Source organism: Anaerolineales bacterium, assembly GCA_016928575.1.
Classification (GTDB): Bacteria; Chloroflexota; Anaerolineae; order Anaerolineales; family RBG-16-64-43; genus JAFGKK01.
This window is the reverse complement of record JAFGKK010000086.1, coordinates 1-16,670: the sequence shown is the minus strand read 5'-3', so window position 1 is coordinate 16,670 and position 16,670 is coordinate 1. Positions and strand designations below refer to the sequence as shown.

Annotated in this window: 15 protein-coding genes; 5 read left to right on the top strand and 10 right to left on the bottom strand. The window is 60.0% G+C overall.

Annotation, left to right across the window (positions count from 1 at the left end; genetic code table 11):
- On the bottom strand, positions 1-926 hold a 926-nt coding region (locus tag JW929_10730; protein MBN1439873.1), incomplete at its 3' end, for an O-antigen ligase family protein.
- A 279-nt stretch (positions 927-1,205) separates the two neighbouring features.
- On the opposite strand from JW929_10730, the gene JW929_10725 reads away from it, so the two are divergent.
- The gene (locus JW929_10725; GenBank protein ID MBN1439872.1) at positions 1,206-1,517 is read left to right on the top strand and encodes a hypothetical protein; all 312 of its coding nucleotides are present in this window, start codon (positions 1,206-1,208) and stop codon (positions 1,515-1,517) included.
- A 71-nt stretch (positions 1,518-1,588) separates the two neighbouring features.
- Here JW929_10725 and JW929_10720 read toward each other — a convergent pair whose 3' ends face one another.
- The 7 genes from JW929_10720 to JW929_10690 form a co-directional block, all read right to left on the bottom strand.
- Positions 1,589-2,560 carry a sulfotransferase gene (locus JW929_10720; protein MBN1439871.1) on the bottom strand — a complete coding sequence of 324 codons (972 nt, stop codon included), beginning with the start codon at positions 2,558-2,560 and terminating at the stop codon, positions 1,589-1,591.
- Positions 2,553-4,142 (bottom strand): flippase, encoded by a 1,590-nt coding sequence (locus JW929_10715; protein ID MBN1439870.1) that lies wholly within the window; start codon positions 4,140-4,142, stop codon positions 2,553-2,555. The genes JW929_10720 and JW929_10715 overlap by 8 nt, the downstream gene beginning before the upstream one ends.
- A 174-nt stretch (positions 4,143-4,316) precedes the next feature.
- Positions 4,317-5,204 carry a hypothetical protein gene (locus JW929_10710; GenBank protein MBN1439869.1) on the bottom strand — a complete coding sequence of 296 codons (888 nt, stop codon included), beginning with the start codon at positions 5,202-5,204 and terminating at the stop codon, positions 4,317-4,319.
- Between the two features lie 153 nt (positions 5,205-5,357).
- The gene (locus JW929_10705; GenBank protein ID MBN1439868.1) at positions 5,358-6,527 is read right to left on the bottom strand and encodes a glycosyltransferase family 4 protein; all 1,170 of its coding nucleotides are present in this window, start codon (positions 6,525-6,527) and stop codon (positions 5,358-5,360) included.
- A gap of 161 nt (positions 6,528-6,688) precedes the next feature.
- Entirely contained in the window at positions 6,689-8,098 is a 1,410-nt protein-coding gene (locus JW929_10700; GenBank protein ID MBN1439867.1) for a sugar transferase, read from the bottom strand.
- A gap of 20 nt (positions 8,099-8,118) precedes the next feature.
- The gene (locus JW929_10695) at positions 8,119-8,877 is read right to left on the bottom strand and encodes a WecB/TagA/CpsF family glycosyltransferase (protein MBN1439866.1); all 759 of its coding nucleotides are present in this window, start codon (positions 8,875-8,877) and stop codon (positions 8,119-8,121) included.
- 241 nt (positions 8,878-9,118) lie between these two features.
- Complete coding sequence (locus JW929_10690) at positions 9,119-10,426, bottom strand: hypothetical protein (protein ID MBN1439865.1); 1,308 nt, start codon at positions 10,424-10,426, stop codon at positions 9,119-9,121.
- Positions 10,427-10,716: 290 nt separating this feature from the next.
- Between JW929_10690 and JW929_10685 the strand changes: the two genes are divergently transcribed.
- Positions 10,717-11,097, top strand: a complete 381-nt coding sequence (locus tag JW929_10685) for a hypothetical protein (GenBank protein MBN1439864.1) — start codon at positions 10,717-10,719, stop codon at positions 11,095-11,097.
- A gap of 162 nt (positions 11,098-11,259) precedes the next feature.
- Here the strand turns inward: JW929_10685 and JW929_10680 are convergent, their stop codons facing one another.
- Positions 11,260-13,071 (bottom strand): phosphoenolpyruvate carboxykinase (GTP), encoded by a 1,812-nt coding sequence (locus JW929_10680; GenBank protein ID MBN1439863.1) that lies wholly within the window; start codon positions 13,069-13,071, stop codon positions 11,260-11,262.
- A 175-nt stretch (positions 13,072-13,246) separates the two neighbouring features.
- Between JW929_10680 and thpR the strand changes: the two genes are divergently transcribed.
- Positions 13,247-13,831 carry an RNA 2',3'-cyclic phosphodiesterase gene (gene thpR, locus JW929_10675; protein ID MBN1439862.1) on the top strand — a complete coding sequence of 195 codons (585 nt, stop codon included), beginning with the start codon at positions 13,247-13,249 and terminating at the stop codon, positions 13,829-13,831.
- On the opposite strand, the gene JW929_10670 is transcribed toward thpR, so the two are convergent.
- On the bottom strand, positions 13,821-14,822 hold the full coding sequence (locus tag JW929_10670) for a L,D-transpeptidase (protein ID MBN1439861.1): 1,002 nt from the start codon (positions 14,820-14,822) through the stop codon (positions 13,821-13,823). The two genes, thpR and JW929_10670, sit on opposite strands and share 11 nt — an antisense overlap.
- A 152-nt stretch (positions 14,823-14,974) precedes the next feature.
- Here JW929_10670 and rsfS point away from each other — a divergent pair, with 152 nt between their 5' ends.
- Together rsfS and JW929_10660 are read left to right on the top strand one after the other, a co-directional pair.
- The gene (rsfS, locus tag JW929_10665; protein MBN1439860.1) at positions 14,975-15,310 is read left to right on the top strand and encodes a ribosome silencing factor; all 336 of its coding nucleotides are present in this window, start codon (positions 14,975-14,977) and stop codon (positions 15,308-15,310) included.
- A gap of 195 nt (positions 15,311-15,505) precedes the next feature.
- Positions 15,506-16,366 (top strand): hypothetical protein, encoded by an 861-nt coding sequence (locus JW929_10660; protein MBN1439859.1) that lies wholly within the window; start codon positions 15,506-15,508, stop codon positions 16,364-16,366.
- Positions 16,367-16,670 lie beyond the last annotated feature (304 nt).

The following is a 16,670-nucleotide window of genomic DNA, read 5'->3' as shown; positions in this document are numbered from 1 at the left end:
CTGCTATGTAAAACACTAAATCTGCGAAAAGGACTCGCTGGTTTTACGGCAATTCCCGAAATTTGCTTTACTCGTGCAACAGGCTCTGTAATAAAAGCAAAATGCATCGGGTTGGAGGTGACCGAAGGAAGCAGGATGGCGATCAGCGAGAAGAAGGCCGCCATATTGCGCATCGCCCGCGGTTCGTTTTTCAGAAGATGATTTTTCTTCCATTCCTTATGGAAACGGAACAGCAACGGAACGTACCCCGCCAGCAGCAACCCCAAACCGATTATCCCCGTATCGTGAAAAACCTGAAGATACTCGTTGTGCGGCTGAAATTCCGTCACATCGGCGGCTTTATGGAACGTGGCGACGGTCAATCTGGCACTTCCCGGACCCCAGCCGACCAGCGGGCTTCGGAGGGCGTTCTCGAATGTGACCCGCCAGGATAGATCCCGGCCGGCGAGCCGGAGGGATGACAGGGTGGACCATATGTCGGCGCTGGGGTTGCTGAAAAACCGGTCCTGGAGAAATGGAACGCTAAGAACAATTGCCGCTCCGAGCAACGCGGCGGCTGCCACGCCGAGCAGAGCTCGGCCCGCCCGGTGCGGTTTGACAAATGCCAGGGCGAGCAAAACCAGGGCGGTGAATCCCGCCATCCTCGAGAGGGTGAAGAAAAGGATCGCCAGCGCCATGAGTGCAACGATGCCCATCCGTCGCTTTTCCGCGATGTCGGCCGCATATTGGCGGCGGGACAGTGCCAACGTAAGCACGATCAGCAGATACAGCGCGGTGCCTCTCGGTTCAACGATCCCCGACATGCCTTCCACGACGCCGATCGGGCCACGGTAGGTGAAGATCAGCCATCCCATCGGAATCGCAAACAGAATGACGGATGCGGGGATGATCAGGGAGAGGATGAACAGACTTTCCACCTTGCGCATCAAGGCGGCGCCGTACCTGTTGATAATCCAATACGTGAAACAGGCAAAAAGGGGCGGCAGTCCGTAGAACAGGACGTCTTTCAATCCCGTAAGTCGCAGGGGGGAGGTCAGCCAGCGGACGAGTGTCCATGAGGTAAAAGCCAGAAAAGGAAGAAAAACCCTGGGAAGCCGCACTTCGCTCAAATGACTTCCCAGGAACCAAACGCAAGCGCAAGCAATAAAGGCCCAAAGTATCCCGGATCCGCTGACGGTTGTCCCGAGCAGGTTGATGGATTCCAATTGCCGGAAAATGAAGACGGTGGGTGCGACGATCGCAATGGAAAAGAGCAGCCAAGCGGGGTGGAGCAGCAATGCCGACAGGATCGCCGCCAGGCAGAGGAGGAGCAGGCAGAGAGGGATGTATTCAGGGATAAGGGCTGCCGACAACCCAATGGCGACGCTTATGCATCCGGCCAGGAGAGACCATTCGATGCGATCAGTGCGTTTCATGGTGTGGACAAATTCCCGACCTCTTCTTCACGAATCGGCAGGAATCCCCGGCGCGCGGAATTCGGCGCGGATTCGGACGCCGGACTTCATTATATCCAATGACCGTTTTCCATCCGACCATCCGTATGAACACTCCGTCGGCAGCCCCTCCGAGGCGGCGGGAAGGATTCCATTCAGCCGCCCCGGGTTTTTTCCACTCCATTTGCTTCGAGGGAGGGAGCGGCCGGCCGATCGAGATATCCATACCGCCGGGAAAGTACTCCGGTGATACATTCGGTGATCCGGCGGTCCCGCCGCGACAATCCGGTTTTCCAGCGCAGGTCTTCGCTCAATTCGATCCTGCCGGTTTGAAACCGGGTTGGATTTCCCATCAGGGTGTGATTCTCTTTGAGCAGAACGGAACGATCCGCGACAAACGGAAGGGATCCGGGAGATTCCCCGACCAGGCGTACGATTTTTCCGATCGTTCCTTGCGGATCGGTGAGAAAATCCTCGTAACGGACGCGCAGATGGCGTTCCGGGGCGCGGCGGCAGAATCCTTCGGCGGAGAGATTCCAAATATCCCATAGAATCGCGCTTTCCAAAGCGCCGATCCGGCGCATCGGGCTTCCCGGCTGCGGCTTGGGATGGGACCAGGAGAAAGCCGCCGCCCGCGGGTCGCGGATCAGGTGCAGCAGAAATACCTTTATATCCGGAATCCAGCCGAGCAGATTCCCGTAAAATGGAAATTTGGATGAATCGACTATAACCCGGCAGCCGCCCGCTTTTTGCAGCGCCGAATACAACCCGCGGGTGACCGAGAGGTACTCCCGTGCCGCGGAGGAATGCCGGACGAGGAACGCGGGAAGGAAATGCTTCAGCCCGCTCAGGGTGCGCGTTTCGGCGCGGCAAATCCGGTTCCAGCGTTCGGCGCGGATCGGCCCGGCCTCCCGGTAGAATTCCTCGAGGACGCGATTCCAAAAACCGCATGCATGAAAAGGGCGTCCGCACCCGCAAGGATTGTTCCCGGAATATCCGTAATCCCAAATCGAGCGGATCTCGCCCACGGAGAGGAATCCCTCGATCTGGCCGAGGATGTTCGCCAGGATGGTGCTGCCGCTTCGTCCCCATCCCATGATATAGAGCACACGGAGTCTCTTAGCCATCTGTCCGTTGCGGTTCCTTTCCCCGTCGGAAGGGCGATCGGGATAAGACCGTCGTAAGCAAGACGGTATCCTCGCGGTCCAATCCCGATGCAAGCAGTGCGATGAGAAACACTGCCGTCCCGGACAGGAGTACGATGCCCAAGGAAAGGATCCCGTCGGGGGAGAACGCCGAATCCAGGATCCAGAATGCAATGCCTGAGAACGCGGCGGCAAGTAACCCTTTCAGGTATCGTCGGTCATAGGGCCAGATCCCGAGGACCTTCCGGATTTGCAACACGCCGATGAGGAACAACGTGCTCAAGGAGCATGCCGTACCGAGAGCCGCTCCCATCACTCCCCATTTCGGAACCAGACACCAATTCAAAAAGATGTTGGCCAGCAGTGCGGCTCCGGAGAGAAGCGACCATCGTTTTTGGTGTCCGGTCATGATCAGGATCGGTCCTACGGCTCCGGTTCCGACATTCACCAGCTGTCCAACGGTGAGGATGATCAAAATCGGCCAGCCCGATCCGAAGGAGGTGCCGAATATGGCAGAGAGGATCTGCCGGGAAAAAAAGCTCACCCAAATGAAAATCGGAAGACTGGCATACAATCCCCATTTGGTACTGACCCGGAAGAGCTCTTCCATAAGGCGGATTTGCCGCTTTTGATGGAGCGGGGTGATCATCGGGGTGATGATCGCCGACAGGGCGACGAGAATGATCCCGAACACGACCGACGTTTGGGAAGCCGCCTGATACACGCCCATCTCCGATGCCGGGCGGAAGGCGCCGACGAACAGGCGGTCGACCCACATCAGAAAGGGTGTGAACATACCCGCCAAGGCAGCCGGGACGGAGAAAGCCAGCAGGGCTTGGTTTGCCGGAGGGGAAGCCGAGGCGGCATCATGAAGTCGGGGAAACAACTTGCGGAGAATGAGTATCCCCAATCCCAACGCGGCGGCGAAGGAGATAACATCGGCGGCCAACACGCCGGCGAGACGGAATCCAAGACAGTAGAAGAGCAGGAGGAAAAAGAGCCCCGCGGCCGGTTGGAAGATATCCTGAATCCAAACGGCATATTTCATGTTTAAGGTAATCTTCGTCGCGGCAAGAATCACCGCAAGCGTGGAGGAGAGTGGAAAGGACAACGCAAACCAGCGGATGATGTACGCCAAATCGGGTTTTTGAAAGATGGCGACGGAAAGCCAAGGAGCCGCCAGAAAAAGGAACAGGCCGAATGCCGATCCGGAAACCAGCGCCAGAATAGCTGATCGGTCTATGATCCGTCGGACCGCACGGCCTTCTTTTCCCGAATGGGGGGCCGCGAAGAATATGACGCCTTTGTCCAACCCCATCGGGCTGAGTAGACTGAGGAGGCGAAGGATTGTCCAGCCGATGGCGTAGAGGCCGAAGAGCACCGGCCCGAGAATCCGGGCCGCGGCGATATCCCCCAGGAAGCCCAACAGCCGTCCGGCGAATTTTCCCGCCAGCGACAGGCTGGCTCCGCCGGCCAAAGTGAAGATCGTTTTTTCAACCGAAGGATCGGAGGAGGATGGCGACTCGCCATCGGGGAAGATATGATTGGGATTCTCGCCGCTCAATCCATTTTCTCCGATTCAAGTAAAACCGCATTGTCTGGAGCCGGCAGATCGATTGAATATCCTGCCGGTAACGAAGGAAGGAGCATTTTTTTTCTAATCCCAATTTCCAATACTTCTAATCCGATCCGAAGGAAATACCAGTTATGGATTGCGGAATGCCGAGATGGCGAGTTATTAGGGTGTCCGAATAGATGGTTCTTTCCACCAACCCCAAAGAAGGATGATGAAGATTCCTATTGCTGAAGTCAGGACCAACGCCAGAGCCGCGTTTTTCATTACCGAGAGGAATTGCGGGCTGGCGGCTTCATCGGGAATCTGTGCATGATTGATAATCATCGGTCCGTTTACCTGGAGTTGCATTTGATGACGGGAATATCGATCCAGGGCTTCGGCATACATCTCAGCGGCGTTGCTCTGTGCCCGCATGAGGATTCTCAATTCGGCCCGGTCTGAGGCGTTAAGATCCAAAGGTTCCGGGAACACAACCGGGACATATTCGTTCGGCGAATAGGTCCCTTCGAAGAATCGGATGTCGATCAAGGAGTATTCCGATAATCCGTTGACTTCCAGGAATTGCAGCAATTCGAGCTCTGTGGCTTCCAGTTCCGCTTTTGTTCTATTCATCCACGCGCGCTCGGAATTCTGAAGTTTTTGCTTAATCCACTTTATCCCCTCTTCCGCCCACGTGTTGGCTTCTAGGACTGCCTGGGAGGGGTTGTTAGCTTTAACAGTGATGGAATAGGTGACCTTGTCGTCCTTGTCGGCCGTGATCGTGATCCGATCCAGAATGTCGGCGCCGATGTCAGGTTTGGTCAAGACCGCCTTGTGAATCGATTCGCTCATGAGCAGATTGGCTGAATACACTTCATTGGTCGCATACCCTGGAATGGTCAAAACGGCAGTCGCCTCGTACACGGGAGGGAGCAGGTAACTGCCGACGAAAGTGATAATGGCCGTAGCCAGCGAAAGGAAAAGCAGGAAGGGCCAGCGATGAATGATCCGCCCGACATACACGCGTAGATCCAGGGTGTCTTCAGCGGCGACAAGAACGCGCTTTTCCATGCTTGCCTCCCGGGAATTATTCACAACCAGGTTCGCTATGAATGCATGGATTATACCAGGGTAAAACAACGGATCCCGGAAGGACGATGTCAACGCACCCGGCATTTGACGGTTTATCCGTTCAGGTTCGATTTAATTCTGCGTCGTGATGGCCTAGATCGTTGGAGGAGGTGCCAAGACGTAGTATTCCTCAAGCATGGATCGGTAGAATGATTCCCAGGAAAAGCACTCCCGGCAGCGTGCCCTGCCCCGGGCGCCCATCGTTAATCGCAGAGTCTCGTTGTTGAGCAGAATCTTTATGGCTTCCGCCAGGGCGGGTGGATCATTCGGCGGAATCAGAAGACCCGTACGATTGTTTTCCACCTGTTCCTTGATCCCGCCGAGATCCGATCCGATGACCGGTTTCCCAAGCGCCATGGCTTCGGTCACAACCATCCCGAATGGCTCAGGCTGGCAGGGAGGATGAACAAGAATATCCAAAGCGGCGATCGCTGCCAAATTTTCGTCCACGTCTCCGGTTACAATCCACATGTGGTTCATCCCCAACTCCGCGGCAAGCCGCTGCAATGATTCCAGGTGATCTTCGTTCCCGGGAAAAGGGCTGCCGATGCAGAGAAACCGCGTTTGGGGGAACTCGTTCCGAAGCAAGGAGGCCGCCCGAAGAAAGACCTCCTGACCTTTGCGTTTCCATTTAATCCGGCCGACAACTCCTACCGCCGGATGTCTTTCCAATCCGAATTTGGACTTGAAGGCTTGGACTCGTGCTTGGCTTACCGCTTGGATCTCGCTGTCGGACAATCCGTCATAAATTATCCTTGTCTTTTTCCGGATAACGGGATGGAACTGATCCGCAACGGTTTTGGAAATGCACACAATTCGGTCGGAGCAGACCCGCAGAAGCCATTGGAATATTACCCACTCCCGTGAGAATTCGCCGAACCACTCCCGCACGTGCCAAAGGTGGGGTCTGCCGGACAACCGCGCGGCGAGACCTGCGGTGACGAGCGTAGCCATGTTCGTATGCACGACATCCGGCCGGGCGGCACGGATTTTCCGGCTCAGGGAGAGGATTCGGCCGGGACTCTCGCTGAGAAAATGGATTAACGAGCGCCGGCGATGATACGTGTTCCGCGTGATGCCGCGCAATTCCGGCGCCAATTCGCAGGCCACACCGGCGGATTCGAGCTTGGTGACGATCGGACCCGCATCCGGAAGCCAGACTTCCACTTCATGTCCGTCTTCGCGCAGAGCCGAAGCCAACCGCACCAGGCAGCGGCTTGCCCCGTACAGATCGCCCACTCCGTGAAGGAAGAGGACTCTCATCGACGCGCACAGGCTTGGTCGGAGATGCCCACCGGCCCGATCTGGGAGGCCGGAGAAAAAAAAGCTTCGGATGGAGCGCGGGATGCAGTGGATCGAATTGCGCGGGGCGGGGAAGGCGGCAATCGGCCGAAACATCGGAGACGGGGTGCAAGCGCCATGGCCTAATATGCCCCACGGCGCGAGAAGACCGCGCCGACCGTCTTCAGTATGATGAGTATGTCCAGCCAGGGGGAATAATTTTGGATGTAATAAAGGTCTTCTTCCGTGTGCAGGTGCATCGGCTTGTCGCTCCTCCCGTGCACCTGCCACCATCCGGTCAATCCGGGCGGCACGGCGAAGCGCTTGCGTTGCCAGGGTTCGTACTGATCGACCAGGTAGGGCATCTCCGGCCGTGGCCCGACCAGGCTCATCTCACCCCTGAGGATGTTGAAGAATTGTGGCAGCTCATCCAGACTGAGCCTGCGCAGGAGGCCGCCCAGCCGGGTGGTCCGGGGATCGTCGGCCGCTTTATGAATCAGGCGGCCTTGATTGTCCCTCCGCTCCACCAGATGGCGGAGCGCTTCGGCGTTTTCCACCATCGTCCGGAACTTGTGCATTTTAAAAAGCCGCCCGTTTTCTCCCACCCGGGTCTGATGCAACAGGACCGGACCGCGGCTCTCCAGCCTCACCGCCAGGCCGATCAATCCCATCATCGGCAGCGAAACGGGAAGGAGCAGAAGTGTCGCGGTCACGTCGAAGGCCCGCTTGACCAAACGCTGGTAGTCGCTGAGCGCCGGGGCGCGCAGGTCGAGGACCGGAATCCCGGCGAATTCCTCCACGGCCGCATGGTGCATGGTCAAGGCGAAATAATCCGGGATTACATACACCTTGACCGGCAGGTCGTGCAGGTCCGACACCAAGCGGCTGAGGCGTTCGTGGGCGCGGCGCGGCAAGGCCATGATGACATGGTCCACCTTGTACTCCTGGACCACCCGCCGGGCGTTGTCCAGCACGTCAAGGATCAGCGGATTGCCGGCGCGCTTCTGTGGATCGTCGTCGAGGAAGCCCGCCAGCCGCAGCCGGAGATCCTGGCGCTCGGCTATTTTCTGCTGGAGATCCTTGCCGACGAGGCCTGCCCCGATGATGAGCACGTTCTGATTGGGCGCAAGGCTGTATCCGCTTAGCCGGAGCCCGATATAAAGCACCCGCCAGCCGATCGTGGAAACGCAACCCAACCCGAAAAAGCTGAGGAACAGCGCGCGGGAGAAATCCCGATAGGTGAAGAACAGCACTCCGGCCAGCGCAATTCCCGCCTGCAGGGATCCCAGGATCAGCCTGACGAATTCCTCTTCTGAGCGGAGGTTGCGCCCCGGATTATAGACGGAAAAGACAAGGTAAGAGAGGACCCAGACGGCCGGAAATACCAGATAGAGGAAGTCGGGGAACGATTGATATCCGAACACTTCCTTAATCAACGGAAGCGTGTTCAGCATCGGGCGAAGCACCGAGGCCGCGAATAAGCTCAGGAGGATCAGGAAGCCGTCCAGGAGGATGGAAAACAGTGCGAAATCGGTGGAAAAGCGGCGGAACATGGGGGCGGAGGGCTCCTGGATCAATCGTATCGCGTTAATCCCAGCAAGTGGGCGGCCGCCAGCAGGCAGAACAGGGGGTATCGGGCGTACCGCCGCCACAGGCGGCCGGGTTCTGTCGCCAGCCGGAACAGCCACTCCAGGCCGGATCGTTGCATCCAGCGCGGGGCTTGCCGCTTCCGGCCGGATAGGAAATCGAAGGCGGCGCCGACCCCGATCAGCACCGTCGCGTTCAGCTTGCCATAATGCTCGGCCATCCATTGTTCCTGTTTTGGTGTGCTGATGCCCACCCACAGGATGTCCGGCTTGGCTTTGTTAATCATCCGTACGACTTCATCGCCCTCCGCCGGCGTAAGCGGCCGAAAGGGTGGAGAATGCATTCCCGCCACCTGTAGCCCCGGATATTTTTTCTGTAATCCGCGGGATAGATCCGCCAGAGTCTCGGGTGTGGAGCCGTAGAAAAAATGCCTTCGACAGGCAGGTACGGAATGTTCGCAGACCAATCTCATCAGATCGGGACCGTACACGCGGCTTACCGAGCGGTGCCCGCGGAGTTTCAAGAGCCATACGAGAGACATCCCGTCCGGGGTTGTCATGCCGCTGCGGTTGAATATCGTCCGCCATTCGGGATGATCGCGGCATTCCAAGATGCCATGGGCATTGGTGATGCAGACATAGTGACGTTCCTGCTTTTCCAACCATCCGTCGATTGTCTCCAGCGCCTGCGCCATATTCACAGCGCTGACGTGCACGCCGAGGATGTTTCCGCGCGGTATCGTCATCGCCTGCTTCGGAGAAAAAACAATCCGTCCGGCGCGGAGGGGGGCAAGGGCGCCGGGATGCGGCTTAAGGAGGGAAGTTCCGATCGGTGTGGATTTCGGCTGTCCAAGGCCAGGTCCCGGAAGAGAAGTGCCGCGCAGTCCGAAACCGTCCGCCGCCGGCGGACAAGCGGATGATCTCGGCTCGCCGGTCCATTATACCCCCGGCGGATTCCAAAGACGGCGGTGTGGAATTGCCGGATCTTTACTCCCCGGCCGGGGGCCATGCGGAGCGGCTGGGGGTTTCCGTGGAAAGATCGATCTCCCGCATTTGTGCAATCCAGACGGCGGCTGCCGCAATGAAATTCAGGATCACATACGTCTCGTGGAAATACAGGCTGACCATCCCGTTCAGCAGGAACAATCCCGCAAATCCCGCCCACAAGGCGGCGGCGCCGGGATGGCTCCGCAGGCGCTCGTAGCGTTTCCATCCGCCCCATAGGAAGAATCCCGCCAATCCCGCAAGCAGGACGACGCCCGGCCACCCGTATTCGATCCAAGACAGAAGATAGATGTTGTGGGGGATCCAGAAAACCCGCAGAGTGGGGGGAGGCTCGGCAAGATACCCCATCGGCAGGAGCAGCGGGTCCCCAACGATGAGGTTGATTGTCCGGTCCCACAACCCAAGCCGCCCGCTGATCATTCGGTTGATCCGGTCCAGCGGCAGGGCAAGGAACAATCCCGCCAGCCCGGCGGCTGCGCACGCCGCGCCACCCGCCATCGCCCAGGCGAAGGCTTTCTTACGCCGGAGCAGGAATATCAAGGCCAATCCGGCTCCGGCCAGGGCCAGCGTGAACAGGGTGCTGCGGGAGACGGTCCACCACAAGATGAGGCCGAAGAAAAATGCCAGGACGGCGTAAGAGGCCCGGATCCAGTTCCGGCCGGACGCGGCTAATCCGATGCACAGCAGAACCGGCCAATAGAGGTAAACCGCCAGGTCGTTCGAGTGGCGGAAAAGGCCGTAGATCGGGAAGGAGGCGGCTCCCTTGCTCCAGCCCGAAAGATCTTTTGGCGCCAGCCCGATCCCCATGCCATACTGTAATGCGCCCAGAAAAGCATTCGGCAGCGCCGCGAGCACCATGAGCAGCGCGATCCGCTTCCAATCCTTGATCGGCGAGTGCAACAGGCAAAGCAGCACCGCGCCGGCCAGCAGCCAATCCGTGAACATCCCCCGCCGCGTGATCCAATTCGGCGAGATCGCCCAAAGCAGGGCCGCCCACACCGCGAGGAGGCCGATCCCGCGCATCAGCCATCGGCCGTTTCTCTCCTCCTCCTTTCCGCCGTAGCTCCCGGTCGCACACCGCCAGAGGATGTAGAGCCAGGCTACGATTTCCGATAAACCCACCGACACGGATCCCGGGTTGATCCGGTAAGGGGTGGAGCAGGCTGTGAACAGCAGGAACAGCAGGAAGTATTCCGCCGCCAGAAGGAGGTCAGCGGCGGGGGCCGTGAAGCGGAATCGAACTCGGGGTCGAGAGTCGGATGAATTGGCAGAATCGGCCTGATTGCGCAAAAGGTGTTTCCTTATCCGGGTGGGGCTGAATGGAATTATCCGCTTCCGGGATGGACGCGTCAAGGGAGGAACGGCCGAGGCGTTCTCGGGGCTTGAAATCCGGAAAAAAGGTAGAATCGCGGCTGGAAATGGATTCTGCGGCCGAGATGCCTTCTACCAAGTGTCCGTCTTGTGGGGCGGCGTTGGCGGTGGATCCCCGGGGAGGCCTGCGTTGTACAGCCTGTGGTTTCTCCGCCGCGCAACCGTTCACCCTCTGTCCCCGTTGCGGCATGGAAAATCCGGCCGGATCCGTGGCGTGCGCCGAATGCGGGGCCGAATTGGGGATTGTCTGCCCGGCCTGCGGCCGTGAGAATTGGAGCGGCGTCGAACGTTGCGGTGCTTGCGGCCGCGAGTTGGATCCGCTCGGGCACGCCTTCCGGACGGTGGACCAGTCTTTCCGGATCCAGCGGGAGGAATTGGCCCGGCGGTCGGCCGACCTCCGGATCCGGGAGGAAGGGGAATCCCGCGCGCGTCTGGAGCTGTTTCAGGAGGCCGACCGCCGCCGGCTGCGTCGGGCGGCCGAGGCGGCGCAACGCGCCAAACAAAGGGAACGGCGCATCATCGCGGCGGCCGGCATAGCAATGGCGGCTTTTCTGATTCTCGCGGTTGCGGCCGCATGGCTGGCGCGGTAAGCGCGTTGCCGCTCAACCCGCCCGGATCTTTGCACCCGCGCGGGTCGGGCGGCAACGCGCTCCGACTAGGGATCCTTTCCCCGCCGTTGCGAAAACGGCCGGTCCGAATTCGGACCGGCCGTGTGGACTTCCATTACCTTTCCCTTCTCTTCGGTGGATGCGCTATCCTTCCAACTCGGCTTCCAGCCGTTTCCATTCCTCCATCAGGGCGGCCGGCATTTTCTCGCCCATGGAGGCGAAGAATTCGTCGTGAGACTGCAGTTCGTTGTGCCACCCTTCCCGGTCGACGGACGTAAGGGTTTCGAATTCCTGCCGGGAGAAATCCGGGAGGCCGTCCCATTTTATGTCCCCGTAGCGCGGGGCGAATCCCAGGGCGTGCTCGACGGCTCCACGTTCGCCGTTCGCCCGGCCGATGATCCACTCGAGCGCGCGCATGTTCTCTCCGTAGCCGGGCCATAAATATTTTCCGGACCCGTTCTTGCGGAACCAATTGACGCCGAAGACCGGCGGAAGGCGCAAGCCCTTGGATTGGAACGAAAGCCAATAGGAAATGTAATCGCCGATGTGGTAGCCGCAGAAGGGGAGCATCGCGAACGGGTCGCGCCGCATCTTCCCGACGGCGCCCGCGGCGGCGGCGGTGGTTTCCGAGACGAGCGTAGCGGCCAAATACATACCGCTCACCCAATCGCGCGTTTGGTAGACCAGGGGCATCAGCCGGTTGCGCCGTCCGCCGAAGAGGATCGCCGCGATCGGCACCCCGGACGGATTTTCCCAATCCGGATCGATCACCGGGCACTGCGAAGCCGGGGTGGTGAACCGGCCATTGGGGTTCGCCGCGGGTTCAGGGGAGGATGGAGTCCAAGCCCTGCCCTTCCAGTCGATCAGTTCGGCCGGCTTTTCCTTGGTCAAGCCTTCCCACCACACGTCGTTGTCGGGGGTTTGGGCGACGTTGGTGAAGATGGAGTTTTTCGTCACGGTCCGCATCGCGTTCGGGTTGGATCCCATCGAGGTGCCTGGCGCAACGCCGAAGAATCCGGTTTCGGGGTTGATGGCGTAGAGGCGGCCGTCGGGACCCGGTTTGATCCAGGCGATGTCGTCGCCGACGGTGGTCACTTTCCAACCCTCAAAGCCCGGCGGGGGGACGAGCATCGCCAGATTGGTTTTCCCGCAGGCGCTTGGAAAGGCTCCGGCAACGTAGGCCTTGCGGCCGTCGGGCGCCTGCATCCCGAGGATCATCATGTGCTCGGCCAGCCAGCCTTCCGCGCGGGCCATCGTGGAGGCGATCCGCAAGGCGAAGCATTTCTTGCCCAGCAGTGCGTTGCCGCCGTAGCCGCTTCCATAGGACATGATTAAAGCCTCTTCCGGGAAATGGACTATGTATTTGTTCTCGGAATTGCACGGCCAGGCAACGTCCTTCTGGCCGGGGGCGAGCGGGGCCCCAACAGAATGCAGGCACGGCACGAACGGGCCGTCGGCCAGGTAATCCCAAACCGCCCGGCCCATGCGGGTCATGATCTGCATGTTGACCACGACGTATTCCGAATCGGTCAGCTCGATGCCGATGTGCGAGAAATCCGACCCCAGCGGCCCCATGCTGAAGGGAATGACGTACATCGTCCGGCCGCGCATGCTCCCGTCGAACAGCCGCGTCAGCACGGCTTTCATCTTCGCGGGATCCATCCAATTGTTCGTCGGGCCGGCGTCTTCCTTCCGCCGGCTGCAGATGAAGGTCCGGTTCTCCACCCGGGCTACGTCCGCCGGATCGGACCGCACCAAATAGCTGTTCGGGCGCTTTTCCGGATCGAGCCGGATGAAGGCCCCGCTTTTCACCCTGGAGTCGCACAACCGGTCGTATTCGGCCGCGGAGCCGTCGCACCAGTGGATCGAATCCGGCTTGCACAGCGCCGCCATCTCGAGAATCCACCGGCGCGCGCTTTCGTTTCTAACAAAGGCAGGAACTTCGACGGCGTTCATAGGCTTTCGCACTCCCGCAAAAGATGTCGAATTATAAAGGATTTTCCCGAAAAGCCAATTTCTCGTTGGCGGAACGCGTTTTCCGGATCGGGGCGGCGGTGAATTCCCGGTCCGGGCGGCGCGGGGCCGAATCCGGAAAAGAGGCTATACTCGCGCAAAAGAACCCGGAGGCAGGATGAACCCATCCGTCCGCGCGTTTATCGCAATCGGCCTATCCGCCGACGTGCGCCGTTGGTTGATCGATGCCCGAGCTGGCTTGGAGAGGAAAATCCCATCCGGCGCCGTGCGTTGGACCGACCCCGGGGGGATTCACCTCACGTTGAAATTCCTTGGGGAGATTTCGACGGCTCGGATCGGGGGGATCTGCGAAGTCATGGACGGCTTGGCGTCCTTCTCACGGCCTTTCCTGATCTCTCCCGGAGGATTGGGATGCTTTCCGGACGCCCGACGCCTGCGGGTGATTTGGGCCGGCGTGCGCGCCGATCCGCAGCTTACCGATCTTCAAAAGCGTCTGGAGGTGGATTTGGAGAAGATCGGATTCCCGGCCGAACGCCGCGCTTTCTCGCCCCACCTGACGCTGGGCAGGGTCCGGGATGGCGTTCCGTCCGGGAGCCTGGAGGAGCTCGGCCGGGTGGTGAAAGATTCAGCCGCCGGATCCGCCGCCGGGATGGAGGTGAAGGAGATCAATCTTTTTAGCAGCGTCCTCCGCCCGGGCGGGGCGGAGTATTCCGTCTTGCATCGGTCGCCCTTTAGCGGATGACCACCCGCGTGCCGAGGCCGCCGGTTCCCCGGATCCGCGCCTCGGCGGCCGGGGGATTGCTCCATCGGTACAGCCACAGCGCGTCGGCGGGCCGGAGGTTGATGCAGCCGTGGCTGCGCGGCCGGCCGAAATCGTTGTGCCAGTAGGCGCCGTGAAAGGCCACCCCGTTTAAGGTCTCGAAATGGCAGACCCAGGGGACGCCGGGAAGCTCGTACGCCAGCGGGTCGGATGTGATCTGGCCGTTGCCCATGTGCACTCCGGCGATCTTGATCTGGATGTGGAAGACCCCTCTCGGCGTGGAAGCATTCTTCCCGCCGATTCCGGAAGAGACTTTCATTTCGCGCACCGCCTGGTTGTCTTCGAAGGCGGTCAGGGTCTGGGCGGATATGTTAACCTCGATCCGTTTCTGCCAGGGGGCAACGCCGCCGGCCACGGGGGCGTACCGCCATGGATCCAGCAGCCGCAGGTGTTTGCCGGGAGCGTAATAATCGATCCCCAACTGGTGATCGCGCAGCACGTACCAGATCTCGTTCCGCTCCCCCGCCACGACGTCTTTCACCCAATGGACGGATTGGTAGTACAAACGGTAAAGGATCTCCTCGCTCGGGGAGATCTTTCGGTAGGATTGGGTGATCGGGACGCTGACTTCGGCCGGGGTGATTTCCGGCACGCTCCAAACCGGAATCTGCGGGCGGAATTCCACCGGTTGGATGTCGCCGCTGTGCAGGTAGCCGGCCTCGACCTGCAGCCAGCGGGGATTGCCCTTGGGCTCCTCGGTTTCCACCGTTCTCCGGATCTCGATCAGGGTGTCTTTTAGGAGGCGGAAAGTGACGGGGGATTCCTGGTCCGGTTCCGCATGGACGTCCACCGACTTGGCGGCTACGCGTCCGACCGGCAGGGGCGGGCCGGCGGACGGATTCGTCCTCGCGCCCAGGGCGGGGATTCCCGCGGCGGTCATTTTCAGGAAAGTGCGGCGCGGTATTTTCGTCACGGAAGCGGTTCCCGGATGCGAGGGTATAATCCCTTGAAAGAATATTATAAATGATCCCATCGCGGCTGTTCCCGAGGAGTCCGGCCGGGAGGACTTCTTTTTACTTCAGGCTTCTTCGGAATTCGATTTTTTGGAGGTGCATTCTGGACGGCTTGGCTTTGGCTCGCAGCTTGGTGAGGGCGCTCGAAGAAAAGAAAGCGGAGGAGATCCTGTTGTTGGACGTCCAGGGGCGTTGCTCGTTTGCAGATTATTTTATCTTGTGTTCCGCCTCGTCGGACAGGATGTTGCGGGCGTTGAAGGAGGCGGTGGTGGAAACCGCCCACAAAGAGCATCGGGTGGCGGTCCGATGGGAAGGCCGTTCGGAAAGCGGTTGGATCCTGCTGGATCTGGGTCCGGTGATCGCGCACCTGCTCTCCCCATCCCGCCGGGAATTCTACGACCTGGAGGGATTTTGGCGGGAAGCCAAGGTCGTCGTTCACATTCAATGAGCGGAATCCCCGAAGGGGTGTGTATATCTAGGGTTCCGGCTTAACGCGCGTGGAAAGCGTTTCTCGAAAATGGGCCGCGGCCGATGGATCGTCATCGCCGTTTGGTGTTGGCGGGATTTCGGGGTTTAAAAAACGGTTTCCCGGAGCGAACGCCCGTGCGCCACGATCCGCAGGACAACGGGATTCCGGAGGGTTATGAGTGATCCGCATTTGTTCCGGCCGGTGGCCAAGGGCGCGTCGTCCGTTCTGACTATCCTGATCGGATCGATTCTGCTGCATTCCTGCCATGCGTCCGCGGCCGAGAAAACCGCCGCTCAGCCCTGGACTCCCCAACCGCTTGCGATGTACACCCTCACGGCGGGCGACTCGCCCGCGCCGGCTTCGACGTCGGATGGCTCCGCGACGCAGACGGCCCTTACCGCTTCCGCCGCTGCCGGAATGACCGCCCTCGAGGCGACCGCCGCCGCCCAAACCGCCTTCGCCGACGTAGTTCTGGCTCGGATCGGCGAGGCCCTGGGCGCAATCCGGGAGGAGATGGGCTACGGCGTCGTACGTTGGCTGCATCCGCCCCCGGTCGAGGTCGAATCCGCGGATCCTTCGCGGATCCGGTTCGTGCTGGTCGATCCCGCCCTGCGATCGGGGGATTTCGCCCTGCATACCCTCGTGAAATGGGAGGCGCGGGAAGGTGGCGCCGGTCCGGATTGCCTTGTCGGCTTCCGGTTGGCCGGAACCGTCGAGACAGATCCGTGGTATTCCTTCCGGCTGTCGGGGAATGCGCCGACCGGGCGGGTGCGGTTCGATTTTTGGCGGGGCGGCGCCGCAACCGGAACGGGGATCTGGACCGAGGCCGGCCCCGTCCGGGTGGGGAGCGGCGCCGAAAATGAATTGATCCTGATCGCCCGCGGAAACCGCTTCGACGCCTACGTGAACGGATTGCAGGTGAAGGTCTGGTGGAATCAGGAGATCGCCCGCGGTGGATTCGGATTTGGCATCCTGCCCGAAGCCGGGGGCGCGGTCTGCTCCTTCCGCGACAATTGGATTTGGGAGTGGGTGTGACGCCCGGCTCCTTCCGGCGCTGGCACCATCACCTTTCGCGATTGAAAAGAACTCAATAGATCTTCGGCCGGCATTGCGAAGGGTCCACAGAATCGCAGCACGGAGGGCGAAAATATCAAGGTATATCTCCCTTTGATGCTTGCAGCCAGGAAGACGACCCGGTCAACGCACCCGTTTTCCAACTGGTGCGCGTGTTTTTATTAGGCTTCAAAACCAATGCCTATGGCAGTGAGTGCCCTGAAAAGGTTCTACCGTGAGGGTAATAAATCTTCCGCTCAACCTCGATGGACAAAGAACAGTCGGG